This window comes from Mesorhizobium sp. B2-8-1 (assembly GCF_006440955.1).
GTDB lineage: Bacteria > Pseudomonadota > Alphaproteobacteria > Rhizobiales > Rhizobiaceae > Mesorhizobium.
This window is the reverse complement of sequence record NZ_VFTX01000010.1, coordinates 200,366-219,264: the sequence shown is the minus strand read 5'-3', so window position 1 is coordinate 219,264 and position 18,899 is coordinate 200,366. Positions and strand designations below refer to the sequence as shown.

The window sequence follows — 18,899 nt, the reverse complement described above, 5'->3', positions numbered from 1 at the left end:
AGGGAACAATGCAAAAGGCCGCCCGGTAGTTCCCGGGCGGCCTTTTGACCTGCCTTGCGAAACCGCTCTATTCGGCGGCCTTCGGGAAGGCGACTGCCGGCTCGGCGTCGCCATCGGCCGCTGGCTCCTGCGGCGAGATCTCTCGCTTGCCGCGTCGCAACAGCCGGCTGAACCACCCTCGCCGCGCGCCGGGCTTGACCTTGGCGCGGGTGAACACCATCAGCATCGACGGCGTCACCACCAGCGTCAGCACGGTGGCGAAGGACAGGCCGAACACGATCGCCGACGACAGCGAAATCCACCACTGCGTCGAAGGCGCGTTGATCGTCGTCTCATGATGGAAGATCTCGAGACCGAGGCCGAAGGCGATCGGCAGCACGCCGAGGATAGCCGAAACCGCCGTCAGCACCACAGGGCGAGCACGCTCGCGGCAGGTCTGCAGCACAGCTTCCATCTTGTCCCAACCCTCCTCGCGCAGCCGGTCATAGGTGTCGATCAGCACGATGTTGTTGTTGACCACCACGCCGGCCAGCGCGATGACGCCGATGCCCGACATGACGATGCCGAACGCCTCGCCTGTCAGAAGCAGGCCCAGGAACACGCCGATCGTTGCCATGACCACGCAGGACAGCACCAGCCAGACGCTGGTGAACTTGTTGAACTGCGCCAGCAGCACCAGGAAGATCAGGAAGATCGCCGCGCCGAAGGCCTTGCTGAGGAAGGCGCTCGCTTCCGCGCTGTCCTCGTTGGAGCCGGCGAGCTTCCAGCGTATGCCGCTGCCGAGGTCCATGTCCGAGACCGCCTTGGTCACCTGCTCCTGTACGGCGGCGACCTGCGCGCCGGCGGCGACATTGGCCTGCACCACCACGGTGCGCGCGCCGTCGATGCGGTTGAGGATGCCGACCGTCGGCTCGGGCTTGCGCACGACGAAATTCGAGATCGGCACCGATCCTTGCGACGTCTGCACCCTGAGTTCGTCGAGCGTCGACAGCGTGCGCCGGTCTTCCGGAAGGCGCAGGCGGATGTCGACGGCATCGTCGGCGCCCGCCGGCCGGTATTCCGACAGCTTCAAGCCGTTGGTCACCAGCTGCACCACGGTGCCGACCGAGGTCGGGCTGATGCCGTATTGGGCGGCCTTGGCGCGGTCGACCTCGAGCGCCCAGTCGACGCCGGGCGGCGGCAGGCCGTCCGAAATGTCGATGACGTTGGGCACCTTGGCGATCCGCGCCGCCACCGCGCGCGCCTTGTCGTCGAGCCCCTTGGGATCGGCGGCCGAAAGCCTGATCTGGATCGGCTTGCCGGTCGGCGGGCCGGCCTCCGGCACGCGCACCTCGACATCGACGCCGGGAATGCCGGCCATGACGCCGCGCAGGTCGCTGAGGATCTGGTTGGCGGACTTGCGCTCGCGCCAGTCGACGAATTCGTACTGGATCACGCCGACGACGTCCTCGGGAATGTCCTGGCCGCCGCCCTGAGTCTTGCCGGCGCGTGTATAGACCGATTTCACGCCCGGCCAGCCGAGCAGCCTGTTCTCCGCCGTCCTGGTGGCGGCATCCATCTCGGCCAGCGAAAGATTGCCGCGCGCATGCACGTAGAGCAGGCCGTAGTCCGGCTCGACGCTGGGGAAGAACTCGACGCCGGCGCCGTATTTCGAATAGGCGTAGCCGACGCCGAACAGCAGCGCCACGGTGAGCACCAGGACGGTGATCGGGAAGCGCACCGCCTGCTTGACGATGGCCATGTACCAGCCGTCGCGGTTGTCGTCCTCGTGATGCTTCGGCGCCTTGGCGAAGATCGCGCCCAGCGTCGGCGCGAACACCAGCGCATAGAGCATCGAGGCCGACAGCGTGACGATCAGCGTGATCGGCATGTATTTCATGAAGTCGCCGATGATGCCGGGCCAGAACAGCAGCGGCGAGAACGCGGCGATGCGCGTCATCGTCGCCGCGATGACCGGGCCGGCCATGCGCTTGGCGGCGAGCGCGAAGGCATCCGCCTTCGGCATGCCTTCGCTCATGCGCCGCTCGGCGAACTCGGTGACGATGATGGCGTCGTCGACCAGCATGCCGACAGCCAGGATGAGGCTGAACAGCACGATCATGTTGATCGTGTAGCCCATCATGGCAAGCAGCAATATGCCGATCAGGAAGGACGATGGTATGGCCAGCCCGATGAGCAGCGAGGCGCGGCCCGACAGCGCGTAGAGAATGACGATGAACACCAGGATCACGGCGATCATGACGTGGTTCTGTAGGTCACCCAAGAGCTGGTTGACGAAGACCGACTTGTCCTGCGTGTAGGTGACATGCATGCCTTCGGGCATCGTCTTGATGAAGGTGTCGGACACCTCCCTGACATGGTTCAGCGTGTCGATCAGGTTGGCGCCGATGCGCTTCTTCACCTCGATGGCGATGGCCGGCTTGCCGTCGAGGCGAGTGACCGTCTCGGCGTCCTTGAAGGTCGAGCGTATGGTGGCGATGTCCTTGGCCTGCACCACGGCGTTGGGTGTGGCGACGACCGGCAGGTTGGCCACGTCCTCGGGCGTCTCGATCAGCGACGGCACCTTGACCGCGTATTTGCCTTCCGAGCCTTCGAGATTGCCGGCGGCGACCAGGCTGTTGGAGGCGCCGACGCCTTGCATCAGCTGGTCGAGCTGCAGCCCGTAGGAGGACAGCTTCACCGGATCGATGACCACTTCGACCAGATCGTCGCGCGCGCCCTGCAGCGAGCCTTCCAGCACGCCCGGTACCTCTTCGATACGGTCGCGCAGTTCGCGCGCAGCCGCCGTCAGCACGCGCTCCGGCACGTCGCCCGACAGAGTGACGACGAGGACCGGAAACTCGGAAACGTTGACCTCGTTGACCGTCGGCTCCTCGGCCGCCTGCGGCAGGTCGGCCTTGGCATCCTGCACCTTGCTGCGCGTGTCCTGGAGCGCCGTGGCCAGATTGGTCTGCGGCTGGAACTCGACAAGCACGTAGCCGCCGCCCTGGAAGGCGGCCGAGCGCATCTCCTTGAGGCCCTTCAGGCTCTTCAGCTTGCTTTCCATCGGCCGCAGGAGAAGGCGTTCCGAATCCTCCGGCGAAATGCCCTGGTAGATCAGGCTGATATACATCATCGGGATCGGAACGTCGGGTTCCGCTTCCTTGGGCGTCGACTGATAGGCGACCCAGCCCGCCGCCAGCAGGAACAGCAGGGCGGATATTGTGAGGCGGGCGTTGTGGATTGCGAGTCTGACGATATCCATGACTTGATGCCTGCTGTTTCTTCGGAAGCGGCGAACTGGCGGGAGGCGCCGGAGATCCCGACGCCGGGCTTTGCGCTACTGCGTACCGGCGGTGGCTTCGCCGATCAGCTTGTTGATGGTCGCCTGGTCGGCCTCGACGGGCTTGACGATATCGCCTTCCTTCACCAGTTCCTGGCCGGCGACAATGATGCGCGCATCTTTCGGAATTCCGCCGAGCACGAGACCGTTCGGCGTGTCGTCCACCAGGTCGATCGGGTAGAAGGCCACCTTGTCGTCGCTGCCGACGGCGCGGATGCCGAGATCACCCTTGTCACCCAGCGTCACCACCGAACGCGGCAGCAGAACCGCGTCGGTCGGCTCGGCGCTGAGCGTGATCTCGGCCGTCATGCCGGCGGGGATGCTGCCATCCGCATTTGGGATCGCCACTTCGACACGGAAGGTGCGGGTCTGGGAGGAGGCGTCGCGGCTGATATACCGCACGGTGCCGGTGACCTTCTGGTCGTTGACCAGGCGCACATTGGCCTCTTCGCCGATCTTGATATAGCGCAGGTCGCGTTCGCTGATTTCGCCGCGGGCGATCACCGGATCGAGCTTGAGGATGGTCGCCACCTCGCCGCCTTGCATGACCGAGCTGCCGAGTTCCACCGGCACCCTGTCGATGACGCCGTCGAACGGCGCCTTGACCTCGTTGCGGTCGAGCTCAGCCTGCGCGGTCTCCAGCATCGATTGCGCCGAGGTCAAATTCGAGCGCGCCGTGTCGAGCTGCAGCTTCGGCAGATTGCCGGTCTTGGCCAGCCGTTCGGCGGCGTCGAGCTCGGCCTTGCGTTGCGCCAGCAACTGCTTGGCGTTGTCGACATTCGAGATTTTCTCTTCGGCCGCCAGCATCAGAACCAGATCGCCCGTCTTGACGTGCTGGCCTTGGCTGACCGGCAGTTTGTCGATGACACCGGCGACGCGCGTTGCTAGCACCGCCCGCTTGTCGGCCTCGGTCAACCCCGAAATGCGGATAGCGCGCGCATAGGTCTTGCGCGGCGGCGTCACCACCGCGACGGTGCGCGGCGCGGCTTTCGGCTCGGCTTGCGCCGTGTTCGGCTTGCCGGCCTCCGGCGTCTTGGCCTTTTCGGCCTCTGCCGCCCTCTGGGCGTCGGCGGCGGCACTGCCAACGGATGAAAACTCGCCCGTCGCCATCCAGGCGGCGAAACCGATGAGCACAACAATGGCAGCAAGCTTGTGAAACCTGATTTTCGGCATCGTCGTTTTTTCCACTGCGGGGTTTGGCCGGGACTGCGTCCTCCTCGAGGAGCGCGTCGCCGATATGGGTGCGCGCCAGGCCGTGTTCAAATTGCCGTGATCGGCGAAGCGCGCTTCTACATCAAGTTTGCAACGCAATATAGTCGGAAAGTTGCAGCAGCATTGCGAAGCTGGACAGAGTATAGCCGTCGCGAAGCATTTTTTTGCCCAACTAGGGTGCGGCTTTAGCGGGGCTCGTTGGCGACCGATGATCGGCCGTTGAAGGCCCGGTGCCGCCGGGCCTGCGTCTGCTCTCGGAGGCACGACGCCGGCGCGAGGCGATTTTCAACCCCACGCGGGTTTCGAGCACGATGATAACCTCGGCCTGACGGACCATCCCGGCGTGCGACATTTCACGCAACACACTGGAATTGCTTGAAGAACGGACCGTTCAACTCTGATCCAGATCGTCGTTCCCTGGTCAAGCCGGATGCTCCAGGAGCGAGGACGGGTCGCCTCGATGCGTCTGCTCCATCGCGTTCCGCCGTCTAGGCTTGAGACATGATATAGCCTCGAACAAAACGCCTGCTGGTGCTGTTCGTGGCAGTATTCCTCGCCCGCCAGTCACCGTTCCGGATACGGTCGAGGGATGGCGCCCAACAGCGGCGCCCGCACGACACTGGCAGCAGGCGTCAGCATGATGATGCGCGCCTCACACGCGATGGTTGTTGCTGGCGCCGGAAGGAACTTGCTGGCACCGCGCGGCAGATCACGCCCGTGTGACGGATGCGGGTTCAGGCCCGGCGACGCTCCGCTTCGGGGTTCTTGCGCGCGGCCAGGAATTCCTTCACCCGTCGGCCAGGTGCCGGACCCCGCACCGGCTTGAAGCCGTCGTCGAGCTCGCCGGAGAGGTCGAGCGTCGGCCGCTTGCCGACGGCATCGTAGTTCTCCTCCAGCCAGTCGCTGGCGGCGGTGCGGCCAAGATCGCGCAGATAGGCCAGGAATGCCCATTCGGCATTGACCTTCGATGATGCCGACAGGTCCTTGAAGGCCTCATCGGCGTCGATGCGGTGCATGCGGATGTCCCGGTACTCGCCCCGCGGCAGGCGGCCGGCGGCGATCAGTTCCTTGACGAAGGCGATCGAACGGAATTCGCGCAGCAGCCCGGCGTTGAAGGTGATCTCGTCGATGCGGTTCTGGATCTCATTGGCGCTTTTGGGCGTTCCCTCGCGCACGACCGGATTGATCTGCACCAAAAGCACGTCCTCGGTGGCAGCCGTCTTGAAGAACGGATAGAGCGCCGGATTGCCGCCATAACCGCCATCCCAATAGGGCACGCCCTTGATCTCGACGGCGCGGAACAGTTGCGGCAGGCAGGCCGAGGCCATCACTGTGTCGAGGTCGATCTCGCCATCGGAAAACACCCGCAACTGCCCTGTCTCGACATTGGTGGCCGAGATGAACAGTTCCATCGACTTGCAGGCGCGTACATTGTCGAAATCGATCCCCTGCGCGACCACGTCGCGCAGCGGATTGAGGCCGAGCGGGTTGGCGACATAGGGCGAGAACACGCGCGACATGGTGTCGAAGAAGACATAACCCGGCGTGTTCTCGATCGACCAATTGCCCCAGGCGACGTCCCACGGCATGCGCTGCACCGGGCTGAACCGGCCCTTCGCCGCCACCGCATGCCAGAAGTCGTCGAGCTTCTTGCGCGCGCCTTCGACGCCGCCGCGAACGAAGCCGTCGGCCAGCGCCACCGCGTTCATCGCGCCCGCGCTTGTGCCGGACACCGCTGCGATCTCCAGCCGGCCATCCTCCAGAAGCCGGTCGAGCACGCCCCAGGAAAAAGCCCCGTGGGAACCGCCGCCCTGAAGCGCGATGTTGATCTTCTTCTTTTCCTCCGCCTCGCCGTTCTTCGTCATGGCGTTCCTGTCGATCCGGTGCCTGACTTATTGCGCGCGCCCGGGAATCGGGGCGTCACCGTCACGGCAGACCTATGTTGCAGTGCAGCATATAAGGACACACCAAGGCAAGAACACGAGCACGGTCGCGTGATCGCATGAAATTTCGATCATGCGGAAACACCCTCCGCCTTGTGGCGGAGGGCGCGGTGTATCTTCCAAACAGGTTTGATGCTCAGGCGACGAGGTCCGGCATCGGTCCGACATAGCGCGACAGCGGCCGGATCAGCCGTCCCGTCGTCTGCTGCTCGCGCGCATGCGCGACCCAACCGGCGACGCGCCCGGCCGCGAAGACATTGCTGAAGGCTTGGCTGGGAAAACCCGCCGCTTCCAGCACCAGCGCGGTGTAGAACTCGACATTGGTCTGCAGCGAGCGCTGCGGCTTGGCAATCCGAAGCACATCGAGCGCCGTCTGTTCGACTGTCTCGGCGAAGGCCAGCCGGCGACCGGTCTCGCCCTCGCCGCCGAGCTGCCGCACCACCGCCTTCAGCACATCGGCGCGCGGATCGCGCACGCGGTAGATGCGGTGGCCGAAGCCCATGATGCGTTCACCACGCGCGATCTCGCCGCGCAGCCAGCCGGCGGCGTCGCCATGCGCCTGGATGGCGTCGAGCATCTCGATGACAGGGCCGGGCGCGCCGCCATGCAGTGGGCCCTTGAGCGCCCCGAGGCCAGCCAGCACCGACGATGTCAGCCCGGCCTGCGTCGAAGCGACGATGCGCGTGGCGAAGGTCGAGGCATTGAGGCCGTGGTCGCAGACGGTCACGAGGTAAGTGTCGAGTGCCTTTGCCAGAACCGGCGTCGGCACGGAACCGTCGAGCATCCTCAGCATATCGGCGGCATGATCGGCCTTCCCATCCGGCGCGACCGGCTGCTCGCCGCGCCGCAGGCGCAAGAGCGCCGGCGTCAGCACGGCGGGCGCCGCGATCAGCCGAAGCGCGTCCGTCAGCGTCTCGCCGTCCGGCAGCAGCGCCATGCCGGCGCGCATGGCGCTATAGACGTCGAGCGGCGCCAGCAGGGGCAGGCAAGACAAGAGCCGGTCGAACACCTCGACGCGCGCCTGGCCCAGTCTCGCGGCCAGTTCCGCGTCTCCGGGAAGGTCGTAGAAGAAGCCGTCGAGAAGCAGGCGAACGACCTGCGGATAGTTCCATCGCCCGGCCAGTTCCGGCAGGGAGTACCCCCGGATCGTCAAGCGGCCGCCCAGCCCATCCACGTCGGACAGCACCGTTTCCGCCGCCACCACATCATCGAGCCCGTTCGCCATGGCTTTGTCTCCTTGAGCTTTTCCGACACTAAGGATAAGGATGGGCAACACGCGCATCAATCTTGATCAACATAATCAATATGGGACCGACATGTCCGAATGGCTGTCGCGGGACGAGGCACTGGAACGGCTCAAGGTGCGGCCGCAGACGCTCTACGCCTATGTCAGTCGCGGGCGCATCGGCATGCGCCGGGACATTGCCGATCCACGCCGCAGCCAATATCGCGCCGACGATATCGCGGCCCTGATGATGCGAAGAGAGCGCGGACGCAGCCCATCGGCCATCGCCGAAAGCGCCATCGCCTGGGGCGAACCCTCGCTCGTCACCTCGATCTCGACCGTTTCGCACGGCCACCTTGTCTATCGGGGCCGCGACGCCGTTGCGCTGTCCGAACATGCCACGCTCGAAGAGACCGCCGCCGTGCTGTGGACCCTGCCTGAGCCGGTGAGTTTCGAGGCTCCGGCCTCGGATCAATCCCAACAACTCGGCCGAGCCCCAGCCTTCATGCAACTTGCCATGCTCGCCGGCCAGGCGCGGCCTTCACTAGGGCGCGGCGCCGCCTCGCTGTGCGCCGACGCCGCGCGCGCGATCGGCGTGCTGGCCGGCGCTCTTGGCGCCTCGGCGGGATCAGATCCGGTGCACATGCGGTTGGCGCGAGGCTGGTCGGTGGATGAAGGCGGGGCGCAGGCTATCCGGCGCGCCCTTGTGCTGCTTGCCGATCACGAACTCAACGCATCGACCTTCGCGGCGCGCGTCGCGGCCTCGACCGGAGCCTCGCCCGCCGCCTGCCTGCTCGCGGGTCTGGCGACACTTTCCGGTCCGCGGCACGGTGGCGCCGGCGAGGCGGTGATGCAACTCGCGGACGATGCGGCGCGGCACGGCGCCGATGCGGCGATCCGGCGCTGGCTCGGCCATGACAGGCCTTTGCCAGCGTTCGGCCATCCGCTCTATCCCGAAGGCGATCCCCGCGCCACGGCGCTTTTGACGGCCATCGACAACACCGACAGAACATTGCGATCGCTGAAAATCGCCGCCATTGCCGCGACCGGCGCCCGCCCGAACGTCGACTTTGCCCTGGCCGTTCTGACGCGCAGCCTCGACCTGCCGCGCGATGCGCCGTTCCAGCTGTTCGCGCTTGGGCGCAGCGTTGGCTGGGCCGCCCACATGGTCGAACAGGCAATGAGCGGCGGCAGCATCAGGCCGCGCGGTCGCTATGAGGGATTATTGCCGTAGGATCGGAAGAAAAGCGCTGCGCGCTCACGACATGGTGTCGAGCTTGCGCTGCATGGCCGCGATCTGGTCCTTCAACTGCTGCAGATCGTCGGGTTTTTCCGGCGTTTCCTTCCTGGCCGGTTCGGCGGGGGTCGCCGCAGGTGCCGAGCCTGCCGGCGGGAAAGGCGTGAACAGCCGCATGGCATTCTGGAACATTTCCATGTTGCGGCGCGTCTGCTCCTCCAGCGCCTTGATCGGCGTGGCCATCTTCATCATGTCGAGTGGTGACTTGCCGATGGCGCCCTTCATCTGCTCGCGGAAGCGCTCCTGTTCCTTGGAGAAGGCGATCATCGACTGTTCGAGGAAGCTCGGCACGATCATCTGCATCTGGTCGCCGTAGAAGGCGATCAACTGGCGCAGGAACGGGATCGGCAGCATGTTCTGCCCGTCCTTGTTCTCCAATTCGAAGATGATCTGGGTCAGAACCGGATGCGTGATGTCGTCGCCGGTCTTGGCGTCCTGCACCGTGAACTCTTCGCCCTTCTTGACCATTTCGGCCAGGTCCTCGAGCGTCACATAGGTGCTGGTGCCGGTGTTGTAGAGCCGGCGATTGGCATATTTCTTGATGACGATCGGATCGTCTTTCGCAGCCATCTGCATCCTCCCCGGACACCGGCGCGCCTGAGTAAGCCGCCGGTAACGATTGCGCCCGTTCAAAGGATATGCGCAAAAGCGTCACAATTCCAAGCAGTTTGTGCAGTGCGGGATTAATTATCGCTGCATGGCCGGTGAAATATGCTGCGCAGCAGCGGACAGCTTGATGTCGCGGCCATGCGCAGCTTGCTTGCGACGCATGGGTGCCCTGCCGATTTCCGGTTTGACTCGGGGTTGGGAAAGGGCAAGAAAAGTCTTCAATGACAGAACATCAGCTTGAAGTTTGGAGAACAGAATGCCCGCTTCCAATGCCATCGTCGTCGCCAGCGCGGCGCGCACACCGGTCGGTTCCTTCAACGGCGCTTTCGCCGCCACCCCGGCTCACGAGCTTGGCGCCGTCGTCGTAAGGGAATTGTTGTCGCGCGCCGGCGTCGAGGCGGCCGAAGTCGACGAGGTCATTCTTGGCCAGGTGCTGACCGCGGCCCAAGGGCAGAACCCCGCCCGCCAGGCTTCGATCCTCGCCGGGCTGCCCAGGGAGACCACCGCCTGGGGCCTCAACCAGGTGTGCGGCTCGGGCCTGCGCGCCATCGCGCTCGGCATGCAGCAGATCGCCACCGGCGATGCCAAGGTGGTTGTCGCCGGCGGCCAGGAATCGATGTCGATGTCGCCGCACGCCCAGCATCTGCGCGCTGGCGTCAAGATGGGCGACTACAAGATGATCGACACCATGATCAAGGATGGACTGTGGGATGCCTTTAATGGCTATCACATGGGCAACACGGCCGAGAACGTCGCCCGCCAGTTCCAGATCACCCGCGAGGACCAGGACCAGTTCGCGCTGGCCTCGCAGAACAAGGCCGAGGCCGCGCAGAAGGCCGGCCGGTTCAAGGACGAGATCGTCGCCTTCACCATCAAGGGCAAGAAGGGCGATACAATTGTCGACCAGGACGAATACATCCGCCATGGCGCGACGCTGGATGCCATGACCAAACTGAAGCCGGCCTTCGACAAGGACGGCACTGTGACCGCCGCCAATGCCTCCGGCATCAACGACGGCGCCGCCGGCGCGCTTTTGATGAGCGAAGCGGAAGCTGCCAGGCGGGGCATCACCCCGCTGGCGCGCATCGTCTCCTGGGCGACCGCGGGCGTTGACCCGGCGATCATGGGCACCGGTCCGATTCCCGCCTCGCGAAAAGCGCTGGAAAAGGCCGGCTGGTCGGTCGGCGATCTCGACCTGATCGAGGCCAACGAGGCTTTCGCCGCGCAGGCCTGCGCGGTCAACAAGGACATGGGCTGGGATCCCTCGATCGTCAACGTCAATGGCGGCGCCATCGCCATCGGTCATCCGATCGGCGCCTCTGGCGCGCGCATTTTCAACACGCTGGTCCACGAGATGCGCCGAAGAGGTGCCAAGAAGGGTCTCTCCACCCTGTGCATCGGCGGCGGCATGGGCGTCGCCATGTGTGTCGAAGCGCTCTAAAAGAGAAGTGAATGGGGAGTAGCGAATAGGGAAGAACGGCGTCGGCGCAATGGGATATCTGATCCCTACTCGTCATTCGCTACTCCCTGTTCACTCTCCCAACCAAAGGGAGGGAGCGCATGACCAAGGTTGCAATCGTCACGGGCGGATCGCGCGGCATCGGCGCGGCAATATCGATGGCGCTGAAGGAAGCCGGCTATTCGGTTGCCGCCAACTACGCCGGCAATGATGAGGCGGCGAGCAAGTTCACGGCCACAACCGGCATCAAGACCTACAAATGGTCGGTCGCCGACTACGACGCCTGCGCCGCCGGCATCAAGCAGGTCGAGGCCGATCTGGGCCCGGTCGCGGTGCTGGTCAACAATGCCGGCATCACGCGCGACGCAATGTTCCACAAGCTGACGCGTGAGCAGTGGAAGGAGGTCATCGACACCAATCTCTCCGGCGTTTTCAACATGACGCATCCGCTGTGGAGCGGCATGCGCGACCGCAAGTTCGGCCGCGTCATCACCATCTCCTCCATCAATGGCCAGAAGGGCCAGGCCGGCCAGGTCAACTACTCCGCGGCCAAGGCCGGCGACATCGGTTTCTCGAAGGCTCTGGCCCAGGAAGGAGCCCGCGCGGGCATCACCGTCAACATCATCTGCCCAGGCTATATCGCCACCGAAATGGTCCGGGCGATCGACGAGAAGGTGCTCAACGAACGCATCATCCCGCAAATCCCGGTCGGGCGCCTCGGCGAGCCGGAGGAGATCGCGCGCTGCGTCGTCTTCCTCGCCTCCGAGGACGCCGGCTTCATCACGGGATCGACCATCACCGCCAATGGCGGCCAGTACTTCGCCTGAGGTCTCGCCGGGCTGCCGGCTTCCCGGTGCCGATTGAAAGGGGGCTCGTTCGCCATCCGCTTCGGATGTCCGTGACGCCGTCCGATGACGGCTGTCGGTCTGCTGTTCCAATCCGGCACGCAAAGGTTAATGGCGGCAGCGGGTATTGTGCAAAACTACCTGGACAAGCTGTGCATTGTCGGTGGAAAACCTGTGCGCAACACTACATCTTGTCGTGAACAAACAGGGAAAATCCCGACATCGCCGATTCGTCGCCCTTTCGTTCCATGTTTGGCCGCAATGTTAACGAGAGCAGTCGCAATCGCCTGTCAAACTGTTAATTTCTATTAAGAAAGTTCAACAATTTCATAAGCTTGGATGAAGCAAGGCGGGCTGCCACACGGCTTTGCCAGCGAAAGTTAACGGCGGCTCTCGCCTAGCATGAAACGGGCCAATTCCGTGATTCAGCATGTGGTGAGAATCATCAGCCACAACTCCACATCTAGCCGTGAACAAAACATGAATCCGGGCGAGTCAGCGATTCGTCGCCGATTCGTTCCAGACTCGTTCCAACCCTTAATCAGCAGCCGAACCGAAGCTTGACGAAGGCGGCTTCGAGCCGCCAGCGGAACATTCCGCTTTCGCTTCGCGCCTGAAATCCCTATGTGTCGCCTGTCATACGCGCCACCCGAGGCGTGCTCCCGACAATGAGAGGCCAGAAAGCCTTATTTCCGAGCCGATGAACATCCATCCGAAACCCACCGAGCCGCTGATCCTATCGGGTCGCGACGTGACTGCCGTGCTTGGGCCGACCAACACAGGCAAGACCCATCTCGCCATCGAGCGCATGGTGGCGCATGAAAGCGGCATCATCGGCCTGCCGCTCAGGCTCTTGGCGCGAGAGGTCTATACCCGCGTCTGCGAAAAGGTCGGTGCCCACAAGGTGGCGCTCATCACCGGCGAGGAGAAGATCCAGCCGCCAGGCGCCAGATATTCGGTCTGTACCGTCGAAGCCATGCCGCGCGAGACCGATGCCGCCTTCGTCGCCATCGACGAGGTGCAGCTTGCCGGGGACCTCGAGCGCGGCCATATCTTCACCGACCGCATCCTGCATCTGCGCGGCCGCCAGGAGACGCTGCTGCTCGGCGCCGCCACCATGCACGGCATCTTGCAGCGCCTGTTGAAAGGCGTCTCGGTGGTGACGCGGCCGCGGCTGTCACATCTGGCCTATGCCGGTTCGAAGAAGCTGACCCGCTTGCCCCGGCGCACAGCGATCGTCGCCTTCTCCGCCGACGAGGTTTATGCCATCGCCGAACTGATCCGCCGCCAGCAGGGCGGTGCGGCCGTCGTGCTTGGCGCGCTCTCGCCCCGCACCCGCAACGCCCAGGTGGCGCTGTTTCAGTCGGGCGACGTCGACTATCTCGTCGCCACCGATGCCATCGGCATGGGCCTTAACCTCGATCTCGACCATGTCGCCTTCGCCCAGAACCGCAAGTTCGACGGCTATCAGTATCGCAACCTGACGGCGGCCGAACTTGGCCAGATCGCCGGGCGCGCCGGCCGGCACCTGCGCGACGGCACCTTTGGCGTCACCGGCCAGGTCGACCCGCTGGACGAGGAATTGGTCAAGAAGATCGAAAGCCACGACTTCGACCCCGTGAAGGTTCTGCAGTGGCGCACAGCGCGTTTCAATTTCGCCAGCCTCGACGCGCTGAAGCGCTCGATCGAGACCAATGCCCCGGTGGAGGGCCTGACCCGTGCGCTGCCGGCAGTCGATGCGCAGGCGCTTGAGCACCTGTCGCGTGACGAGGACATCAGGGCGCTCGCCACCGACGCAAGGCGCGTCGTGCTGCTGTGGGAGGCCTGCGCGCTCCCCGACTACCGCAAGATAGCGCCGGCCCAGCACGCCGACCTCATTGCGTCGATCTACATGGACCTCGCCAGGCATGGCCATGTCGACGAGAATTACATGGCCGAGCAGGTGCGCCGCGCCGACACCACCGAGGGCGACATCGATACGCTGTCGCATCGCATCGCCCAGATCCGCACCTGGACATTCGTGTCGAACCGGCCCGGCTGGCTGGCCGATCAGGCACACTGGCAGGAAAAGACGCGCGAAATCGAAGACAGATTGTCGGATGCGCTGCATGAGCGGTTGACGAAACGCTTCGTAGACCGCAGGACTTCCGTCCTCATGCGGCGCCTTAGAGAAAATACCATGCCTGAAGCCGAAATAAGCCCAACCGGAACCGTCCTCGTCGAAGGCCACCATGTCGGCGAGTTGCAGGGGTTCCGTTTCACCGCCGATCAGAGCGCTGGCGGCGAAGACGCCAAGGCCGTGCGCGCGGCCGCCCAGAAGGCGCTGGCGGCGGAGTTCGAGGCACGCGCCGAACGCTTCGGCGCCTGCGCCAATGGCGACATCGCGCTGGGTTCCGACGGCACGCTGCGCTGGATCGGCGCGCCGATCGGCACGCTTGTTGCCGGCGAGGACGCGCTGAAGCCGCGCCTGGTGCTTTTGGCCGATGAACAGCTGACCGGCCCAGCGCGTGACAAGGTCGCGGCGCGTGCCGAGCGCTTCGTCAATTTCCAGATCGAATCCCTGCTGAAGCCGCTGGTCGATTTGAAGAGTGCCGAGCAGATATCGGGTATCGGCCGCGGCATCGCCTTCCAGCTGGTCGAGAATTTCGGCCTTATCAATCGCCGCGACATCGCCGAGGAGATGAAGTCGCTCGACCAGGAAGGCCGCGCGGCATTGCGCCGGCTGGGCGTGCGCTTCGGCGCCTATCATGTCTTCGTGCCGGCGCTGATCAAGCCGGCGCCCGCGGGATTGGTGACGTTGCTGTGGGCGCTGAAAAACGACGGCAAGGACAAGCCCGGCTTCGGCGACGTCGTCCATGCGCTGGCATCGGGCCGCACCTCGGTGGTCATCGATCCGGCTTTCGACAAGGCCTTCTACAAGCTTGCCGGCTACCGCAATCTCGGCCGCCGCGCCGTGCGCATCGACATTCTGGAACGGCTGGCCGACCTGATCCGCCCGGCGACCAACTGGAAGCCCGGCCTCGGCCAGCGTCCGGATGGCGCCTATGACGGCCAGTCTTTCATGGTGACGCCGCCGATGATGTCGATTCTCGGCGCCACGGCCGATGACATGGAAGAAATCCTGAAAGGTCTTGGCTACCGTGCCGAGCCGAAGCCGGCGGCCGAAGTCAAGGCACGGCTGGAAGCGCAGGACAATGCCGCCCGGGAAGCCGTGGCGGCCAAGCTGGCAGCGGAAGAGGCCGCGCGCGCCGAGCAGGCCAAGGCGGCGGAGGCGGCTGCGACGGACACGCCTGAGGAGACATCGGCGGAAGATCCGCAAACTGCGACTGCCCAGACCGCCGTCGAAATTCCTGCTGAACCCATTGCGGAAGCGGCCGAAACTGTTGCGGAAGAACAACCCGAAGTTCCAGCCGAAGCGACGCAAGAGGTTGCGCCTGTAGCAGAAGCCGTGCCTGAGACTTCTGCCGCCGAAAGCGCCGACGCTCTCACCTCCCCCTCGACGGGGGAGGTCGCGGAGCGAAGCGAGGGGGGTGACAGCGCCGACGCTCCCCAACAGGGACAGGATGAAGCCGGCGTGCCCGCCGCGGAAGCCGAAGAGCCTAAGCCGATCCTGTTGTGGCGGCAGGGTCGCTTCGACCAGCGGCCTCGTCACCGTCACCACGAGAACCGCGCCCGGCCGCGCAACGGCCAGGCGGCGCGCTCCGATGCCCCGGCGGATGCCGCTGTCGGCCAGCCCGGCACCCGGCCCGCCCATGAAGGGCGCCGCGATGGCGCCGGCAAGCCGCGTTTCGATCGCTCGAAGTTCAAGCCCAGGCCGCAAGGCGAAGGCGGGGAACGGCGGGAGGGAAAGCCGCAGGGCGAGCGTTCTGACCGCCGTGAGGGCCGGCCGGGCGGCAGGCCGGAAGGCAAGGGCGGCCCGCAAGGCGGCAAACCCTCGTTTCAGGCAAAACCGCGCGAGGAGCGCCCGGTGCGCTTCGATCCCGACTCTCCCTTCGCCAAGCTCGCCGCTTTGCGCGACCAGCTGAAGAAATAGCCGCACAGGATCCGATGGTCGCCCCGATGGCCACCGACCGCCAGCGTATCGACAAATGGCTGTTCTTCTCGCGCGCGGTGAAATCGCGCTCGCTGGCCGCCAAACTGGTCGTGGCCGGCCGGGTGCGCATCAATCGCGACAAAGCAGCGCAGGCCTCCGACCTGGTCAAGCCTGGCGACGTCCTGACCATCACGCTGGAGCGGCGCATCTTCATCTGGAAGGTGCTCGATGCGGGAAGCCGGCGCGGCCCCGCCGTGGAGGCACGCACGCTCTACGAAGACATGTCGCCGCCTGCCGCACCGACGGGCGAGGCGCCTCCCGACGCGATCCCAGGGCTGCGCGAGGCCGGAAGCGGCCGCCCGACGAAGAAGGAGCGCCGCGAGACCGACCGCTTGCTTGGCGACGACTGACCGCCGGTGCACGGAGGCATGTATGTTCTTCCACGCCGCCGACACAACGGTCCGAGCACATGACCGATGGCCGCCATTGCCGACCCGTTGGAATTCCATTCCGGCAATGCGGACATGGCCGGAATGGCCGCCCTTGCAAGCGGGCGCCAAAGGCGTTACCTGACGGAAAAAGCCAACAAAAACGGGACGTCCCGGAGCAGATCGATGACCTATGTCGTGACCGACAATTGCATCAAATGCAAATATATGGACTGCATCGAGGTCTGTCCGGTCGACTGTTTCTACGAGGGCGAGAACATGCTCGTCATCCATCCCGACGAGTGCATTGACTGCGGTGTCTGCGAACCGGAATGCCCCGCCGACGCGATCAAGCCCGATACTGAGTCGGGCCTCGACAAATGGCTGCAGATAAACACCGAATACGCTGAGAAATGGCCTAATATCACCGCCAAGAAGGAGCCGCCGGCCGACGCCAAGGCCTTCGATGGCGAGGCCGGCAAGTTCGAGAAATATTTCTCGGCTGAACCCGGAGAAGGCGACTGACAGCGCTGCCGTTTCAACCGGCATGACGCGGCGTAAGAGGTACGGCCTATTAACCGCCTTGACAGGCGGCGTGAACCTGTGGCCTTCGCTTATGCAGCAAAACCTTGATTCTTCCGACTTTTTGTGTTACATGAGCGAAACATGCCGGTGACACAACGTCGATTTATGGCGCTAACGCCCCAAATCACTGAAAGGTGAAAATCCCATATCGGACCAGAGCGATCTGGGCCAGGCGATCGCAATCGTGCGGTTTGCCGGTCCCGGCTTTTCCGGTGGGTTCATCTGTTGTGCGGCTAATGATCGGTAACCCGATCGCGCGAGTTCAGCCGGCACCGCCGCCGGCCCACAACAAGGAGTTCAGGGCGTAATGGCAACGATCACCCCGCAGAAGAAGTCCACCGCTGCACGTCACGGTTTCAAGACCGGCGAGTACATCGTCTATCCGGCGCATGGTGTCGGCCAGATCGTCTCGATCGACGAGCAGGAAGTGGCCGGGCACAAGCTGGAACTGTTCGTCATCGATTTCCAGAAGGACAAGATGCGCCTCAAGGTGCCGGTCGCCAAGGCAACCTCGATCGGCATGCGCAAGCTGTCGGAAGAGGATTATGTCGAACGCGCACTGAAGGTCGTGCAAGGCCGCGCCCGCGTCAAGCGCACCATGTGGTCGCGTCGCGCGCAGGAATATGATGCCAAGATCAATTCCGGCGACCTGATCTCGATCTCGGAAGTTGTTCGCGACCTCTACCGCGCCGACAACCAGCCGGAGCAGTCCTATTCCGAACGCCAACTCTACGAGGCCGCGCTCGACCGCATGGCCCGTGAGATCGCCGCGGTCAACCGCATGTCGGAAACCGAAGCCGTGCGTTTGATCGAGGTCAATCTCAACAAGGGCCCTAAGCGCGGCGCCAAGGCCGACAATGAGGAAGCCGAGCAGGAAGAAGCTGCCTGAGGCCTTGCGCCTTTTGAGTTTTTGAAAAACCCGGCCTTGCGCCGGGTTTTTTGTTGCAGGCAATATTTGGAAAGTTGGTGCACGCCCCTGGGCGTGGAATCGTCACAGGAACGTTACGCGGGTCGCTTCCTTCTTGCCTTGGGCGAAACCAGCACGGGCCGCGGGGATGCGGGTCGCCAGATCCATCTGGTTGGTGCCCATTGCGGCGCGGGAATCGACGTCAGGCGTGATCACCACCACCTCGCTGCCCTGCTGGCGCAGGGCTTCGACCTCGCTTGCAAGGTCCGCGCCCGGCGGTCTGCGCAGGCCCTCGAACTGGCCTTCCGGTAGCGGCCCGCTCCGTCCGCTGAACGGCGAGAGCACGATCACGTTCGCATAGCCCGAGGCAAGGTCGGCATTATCGGCGGAGCGCACGCCACCGGAGATGTAGCGGACGCCATTGATGCTGTGCGTTGGCCCCGCACCGGGCAGCGCGGTGCTCGCGGTGGCCGCGTCAACCAGATCGACGCCGGAATCGCGGTCGAACGCAGCCAGTTCACCGGTAAGCGCGTCGACGGCCACCAAGATCATCGGCCTTTCCGGCCATTCATGGCGAGGCAATCTGGCGGCGACCAGCGCGCGCCGCTGTTTGGCCACTTCCGGTCCGAATTTGGCATCGCTCTCCAATCCGAATGCGCCCATCGCCCGTTGCAGATCGGCTGCCGAGGTAGCGGCGGCGGAAATGGAACGCATCCGCTCGAATACACTATCCATCGGCGGCAACGGCGGTTGACGGCTCGGTCCGGCCGGTTGAACCGGCAGCGGGGACAGCACCGCGGCCAGCAGCTCGCCCGGCGGTATGCCGCTGCGCACCTGCACTGCCGCATTGGCGCCTGCCGAGGTTCCGATCACCAGATCGGCGGCCTCGGTCAGATCGACACCAGTGTCGGCGAGGCCCGCGATGATGCCGATCAGCCAGGCATTTCCGGCGGCCCCGCCACCACCGAGAACAAGAGCAACGTTGCGAACCATCGGCCCCCACTATTGCAGCGCATGGACACGCCCGTCCATCG

The 18,899-nt window shown here is 64.6% G+C and carries 14 protein-coding genes; 7 read left to right on the top strand and 7 right to left on the bottom strand.

Translation table 11 applies throughout. From position 1 onward, the window contains the following. Positions 1 to 67: 67 nt before the first annotated feature. The 4 genes from FJ428_RS24030 to FJ428_RS24015 form a co-directional block, all read right to left on the bottom strand. Positions 68 to 3,244: an efflux RND transporter permease subunit gene (locus tag FJ428_RS24030; protein WP_140493363.1), complete on the bottom strand. Its 3,177-nt coding sequence runs from the start codon at positions 3,242 to 3,244 to the stop codon at positions 68 to 70. 75 nt (positions 3,245 to 3,319) lie between these two features. After that, positions 3,320 to 4,495 carry an efflux RND transporter periplasmic adaptor subunit gene (locus FJ428_RS24025; protein ID WP_140493360.1) on the bottom strand — a complete coding sequence of 392 codons (1,176 nt, stop codon included), beginning with the start codon at positions 4,493 to 4,495 and terminating at the stop codon, positions 3,320 to 3,322. A 773-nt stretch (positions 4,496 to 5,268) separates the two neighbouring features. Then, complete coding sequence (locus FJ428_RS24020) at positions 5,269 to 6,399, bottom strand: patatin-like phospholipase family protein (RefSeq protein WP_140676708.1); 1,131 nt, start codon at positions 6,397 to 6,399, stop codon at positions 5,269 to 5,271. A gap of 214 nt (positions 6,400 to 6,613) precedes the next feature. Continuing rightward, positions 6,614 to 7,702, bottom strand: a complete 1,089-nt coding sequence (locus FJ428_RS24015; protein WP_140880374.1) for a citrate synthase/methylcitrate synthase — start codon at positions 7,700 to 7,702, stop codon at positions 6,614 to 6,616. A gap of 91 nt (positions 7,703 to 7,793) precedes the next feature. On the opposite strand from FJ428_RS24015, the gene FJ428_RS24010 reads away from it, so the two are divergent. Continuing rightward, on the top strand, positions 7,794 to 8,936 hold the full coding sequence (locus tag FJ428_RS24010; RefSeq protein ID WP_140880373.1) for a citrate/2-methylcitrate synthase: 1,143 nt from the start codon (positions 7,794 to 7,796) through the stop codon (positions 8,934 to 8,936). Positions 8,937 to 8,960: 24 nt separating this feature from the next. On the opposite strand, the gene phaR is transcribed toward FJ428_RS24010, so the two are convergent. Both phaR and FJ428_RS24000 read right to left on the bottom strand, forming a co-directional pair. After that, positions 8,961 to 9,569, bottom strand: a complete 609-nt coding sequence (gene phaR, locus FJ428_RS24005) for a polyhydroxyalkanoate synthesis repressor PhaR (protein ID WP_140880372.1) — start codon at positions 9,567 to 9,569, stop codon at positions 8,961 to 8,963. Positions 9,570 to 9,686: 117 nt separating this feature from the next. Beyond that, positions 9,687 to 9,884: a hypothetical protein gene (locus tag FJ428_RS24000; RefSeq protein WP_140493345.1), complete on the bottom strand. Its 198-nt coding sequence runs from the start codon at positions 9,882 to 9,884 to the stop codon at positions 9,687 to 9,689. Between FJ428_RS24000 and FJ428_RS23995 the strand changes: the two genes are divergently transcribed. The 6 genes from FJ428_RS23995 (at position 9,865) to FJ428_RS23970 (ending at position 17,847) form a co-directional block, all read left to right on the top strand. Then, positions 9,865 to 11,049, top strand: coding sequence for an acetyl-CoA C-acetyltransferase (locus FJ428_RS23995; RefSeq protein ID WP_140493342.1), 1,185 nt, complete (start codon positions 9,865 to 9,867; stop codon positions 11,047 to 11,049). The genes FJ428_RS24000 and FJ428_RS23995 overlap by 20 nt on opposite strands. Positions 11,050 to 11,168: 119 nt before the next feature. After that, positions 11,169 to 11,894: an acetoacetyl-CoA reductase gene (gene phbB, locus FJ428_RS23990; RefSeq protein WP_140627981.1), complete on the top strand. Its 726-nt coding sequence runs from the start codon at positions 11,169 to 11,171 to the stop codon at positions 11,892 to 11,894. A 718-nt stretch (positions 11,895 to 12,612) separates the two neighbouring features. Continuing rightward, entirely contained in the window at positions 12,613 to 15,945 is a 3,333-nt protein-coding gene (locus FJ428_RS23985) for a helicase-related protein (protein WP_140880371.1), read from the top strand. A 14-nt stretch (positions 15,946 to 15,959) separates the two neighbouring features. After that, complete coding sequence (locus tag FJ428_RS23980; RefSeq protein WP_224518929.1) at positions 15,960 to 16,355, top strand: RNA-binding S4 domain-containing protein; 396 nt, start codon at positions 15,960 to 15,962, stop codon at positions 16,353 to 16,355. 204 nt (positions 16,356 to 16,559) lie between these two features. Then, positions 16,560 to 16,898: a ferredoxin FdxA gene (fdxA, locus tag FJ428_RS23975; RefSeq protein ID WP_140493333.1), complete on the top strand. Its 339-nt coding sequence runs from the start codon at positions 16,560 to 16,562 to the stop codon at positions 16,896 to 16,898. Between the two features lie 367 nt (positions 16,899 to 17,265). After that, positions 17,266 to 17,847 carry a CarD family transcriptional regulator gene (locus FJ428_RS23970; protein ID WP_006327799.1) on the top strand — a complete coding sequence of 194 codons (582 nt, stop codon included), beginning with the start codon at positions 17,266 to 17,268 and terminating at the stop codon, positions 17,845 to 17,847. A 102-nt stretch (positions 17,848 to 17,949) separates the two neighbouring features. On the opposite strand, the gene FJ428_RS23965 is transcribed toward FJ428_RS23970, so the two are convergent. Then, positions 17,950 to 18,858: a patatin-like phospholipase family protein gene (locus tag FJ428_RS23965; protein WP_140624991.1), complete on the bottom strand. Its 909-nt coding sequence runs from the start codon at positions 18,856 to 18,858 to the stop codon at positions 17,950 to 17,952. Positions 18,859 to 18,899 lie beyond the last annotated feature (41 nt).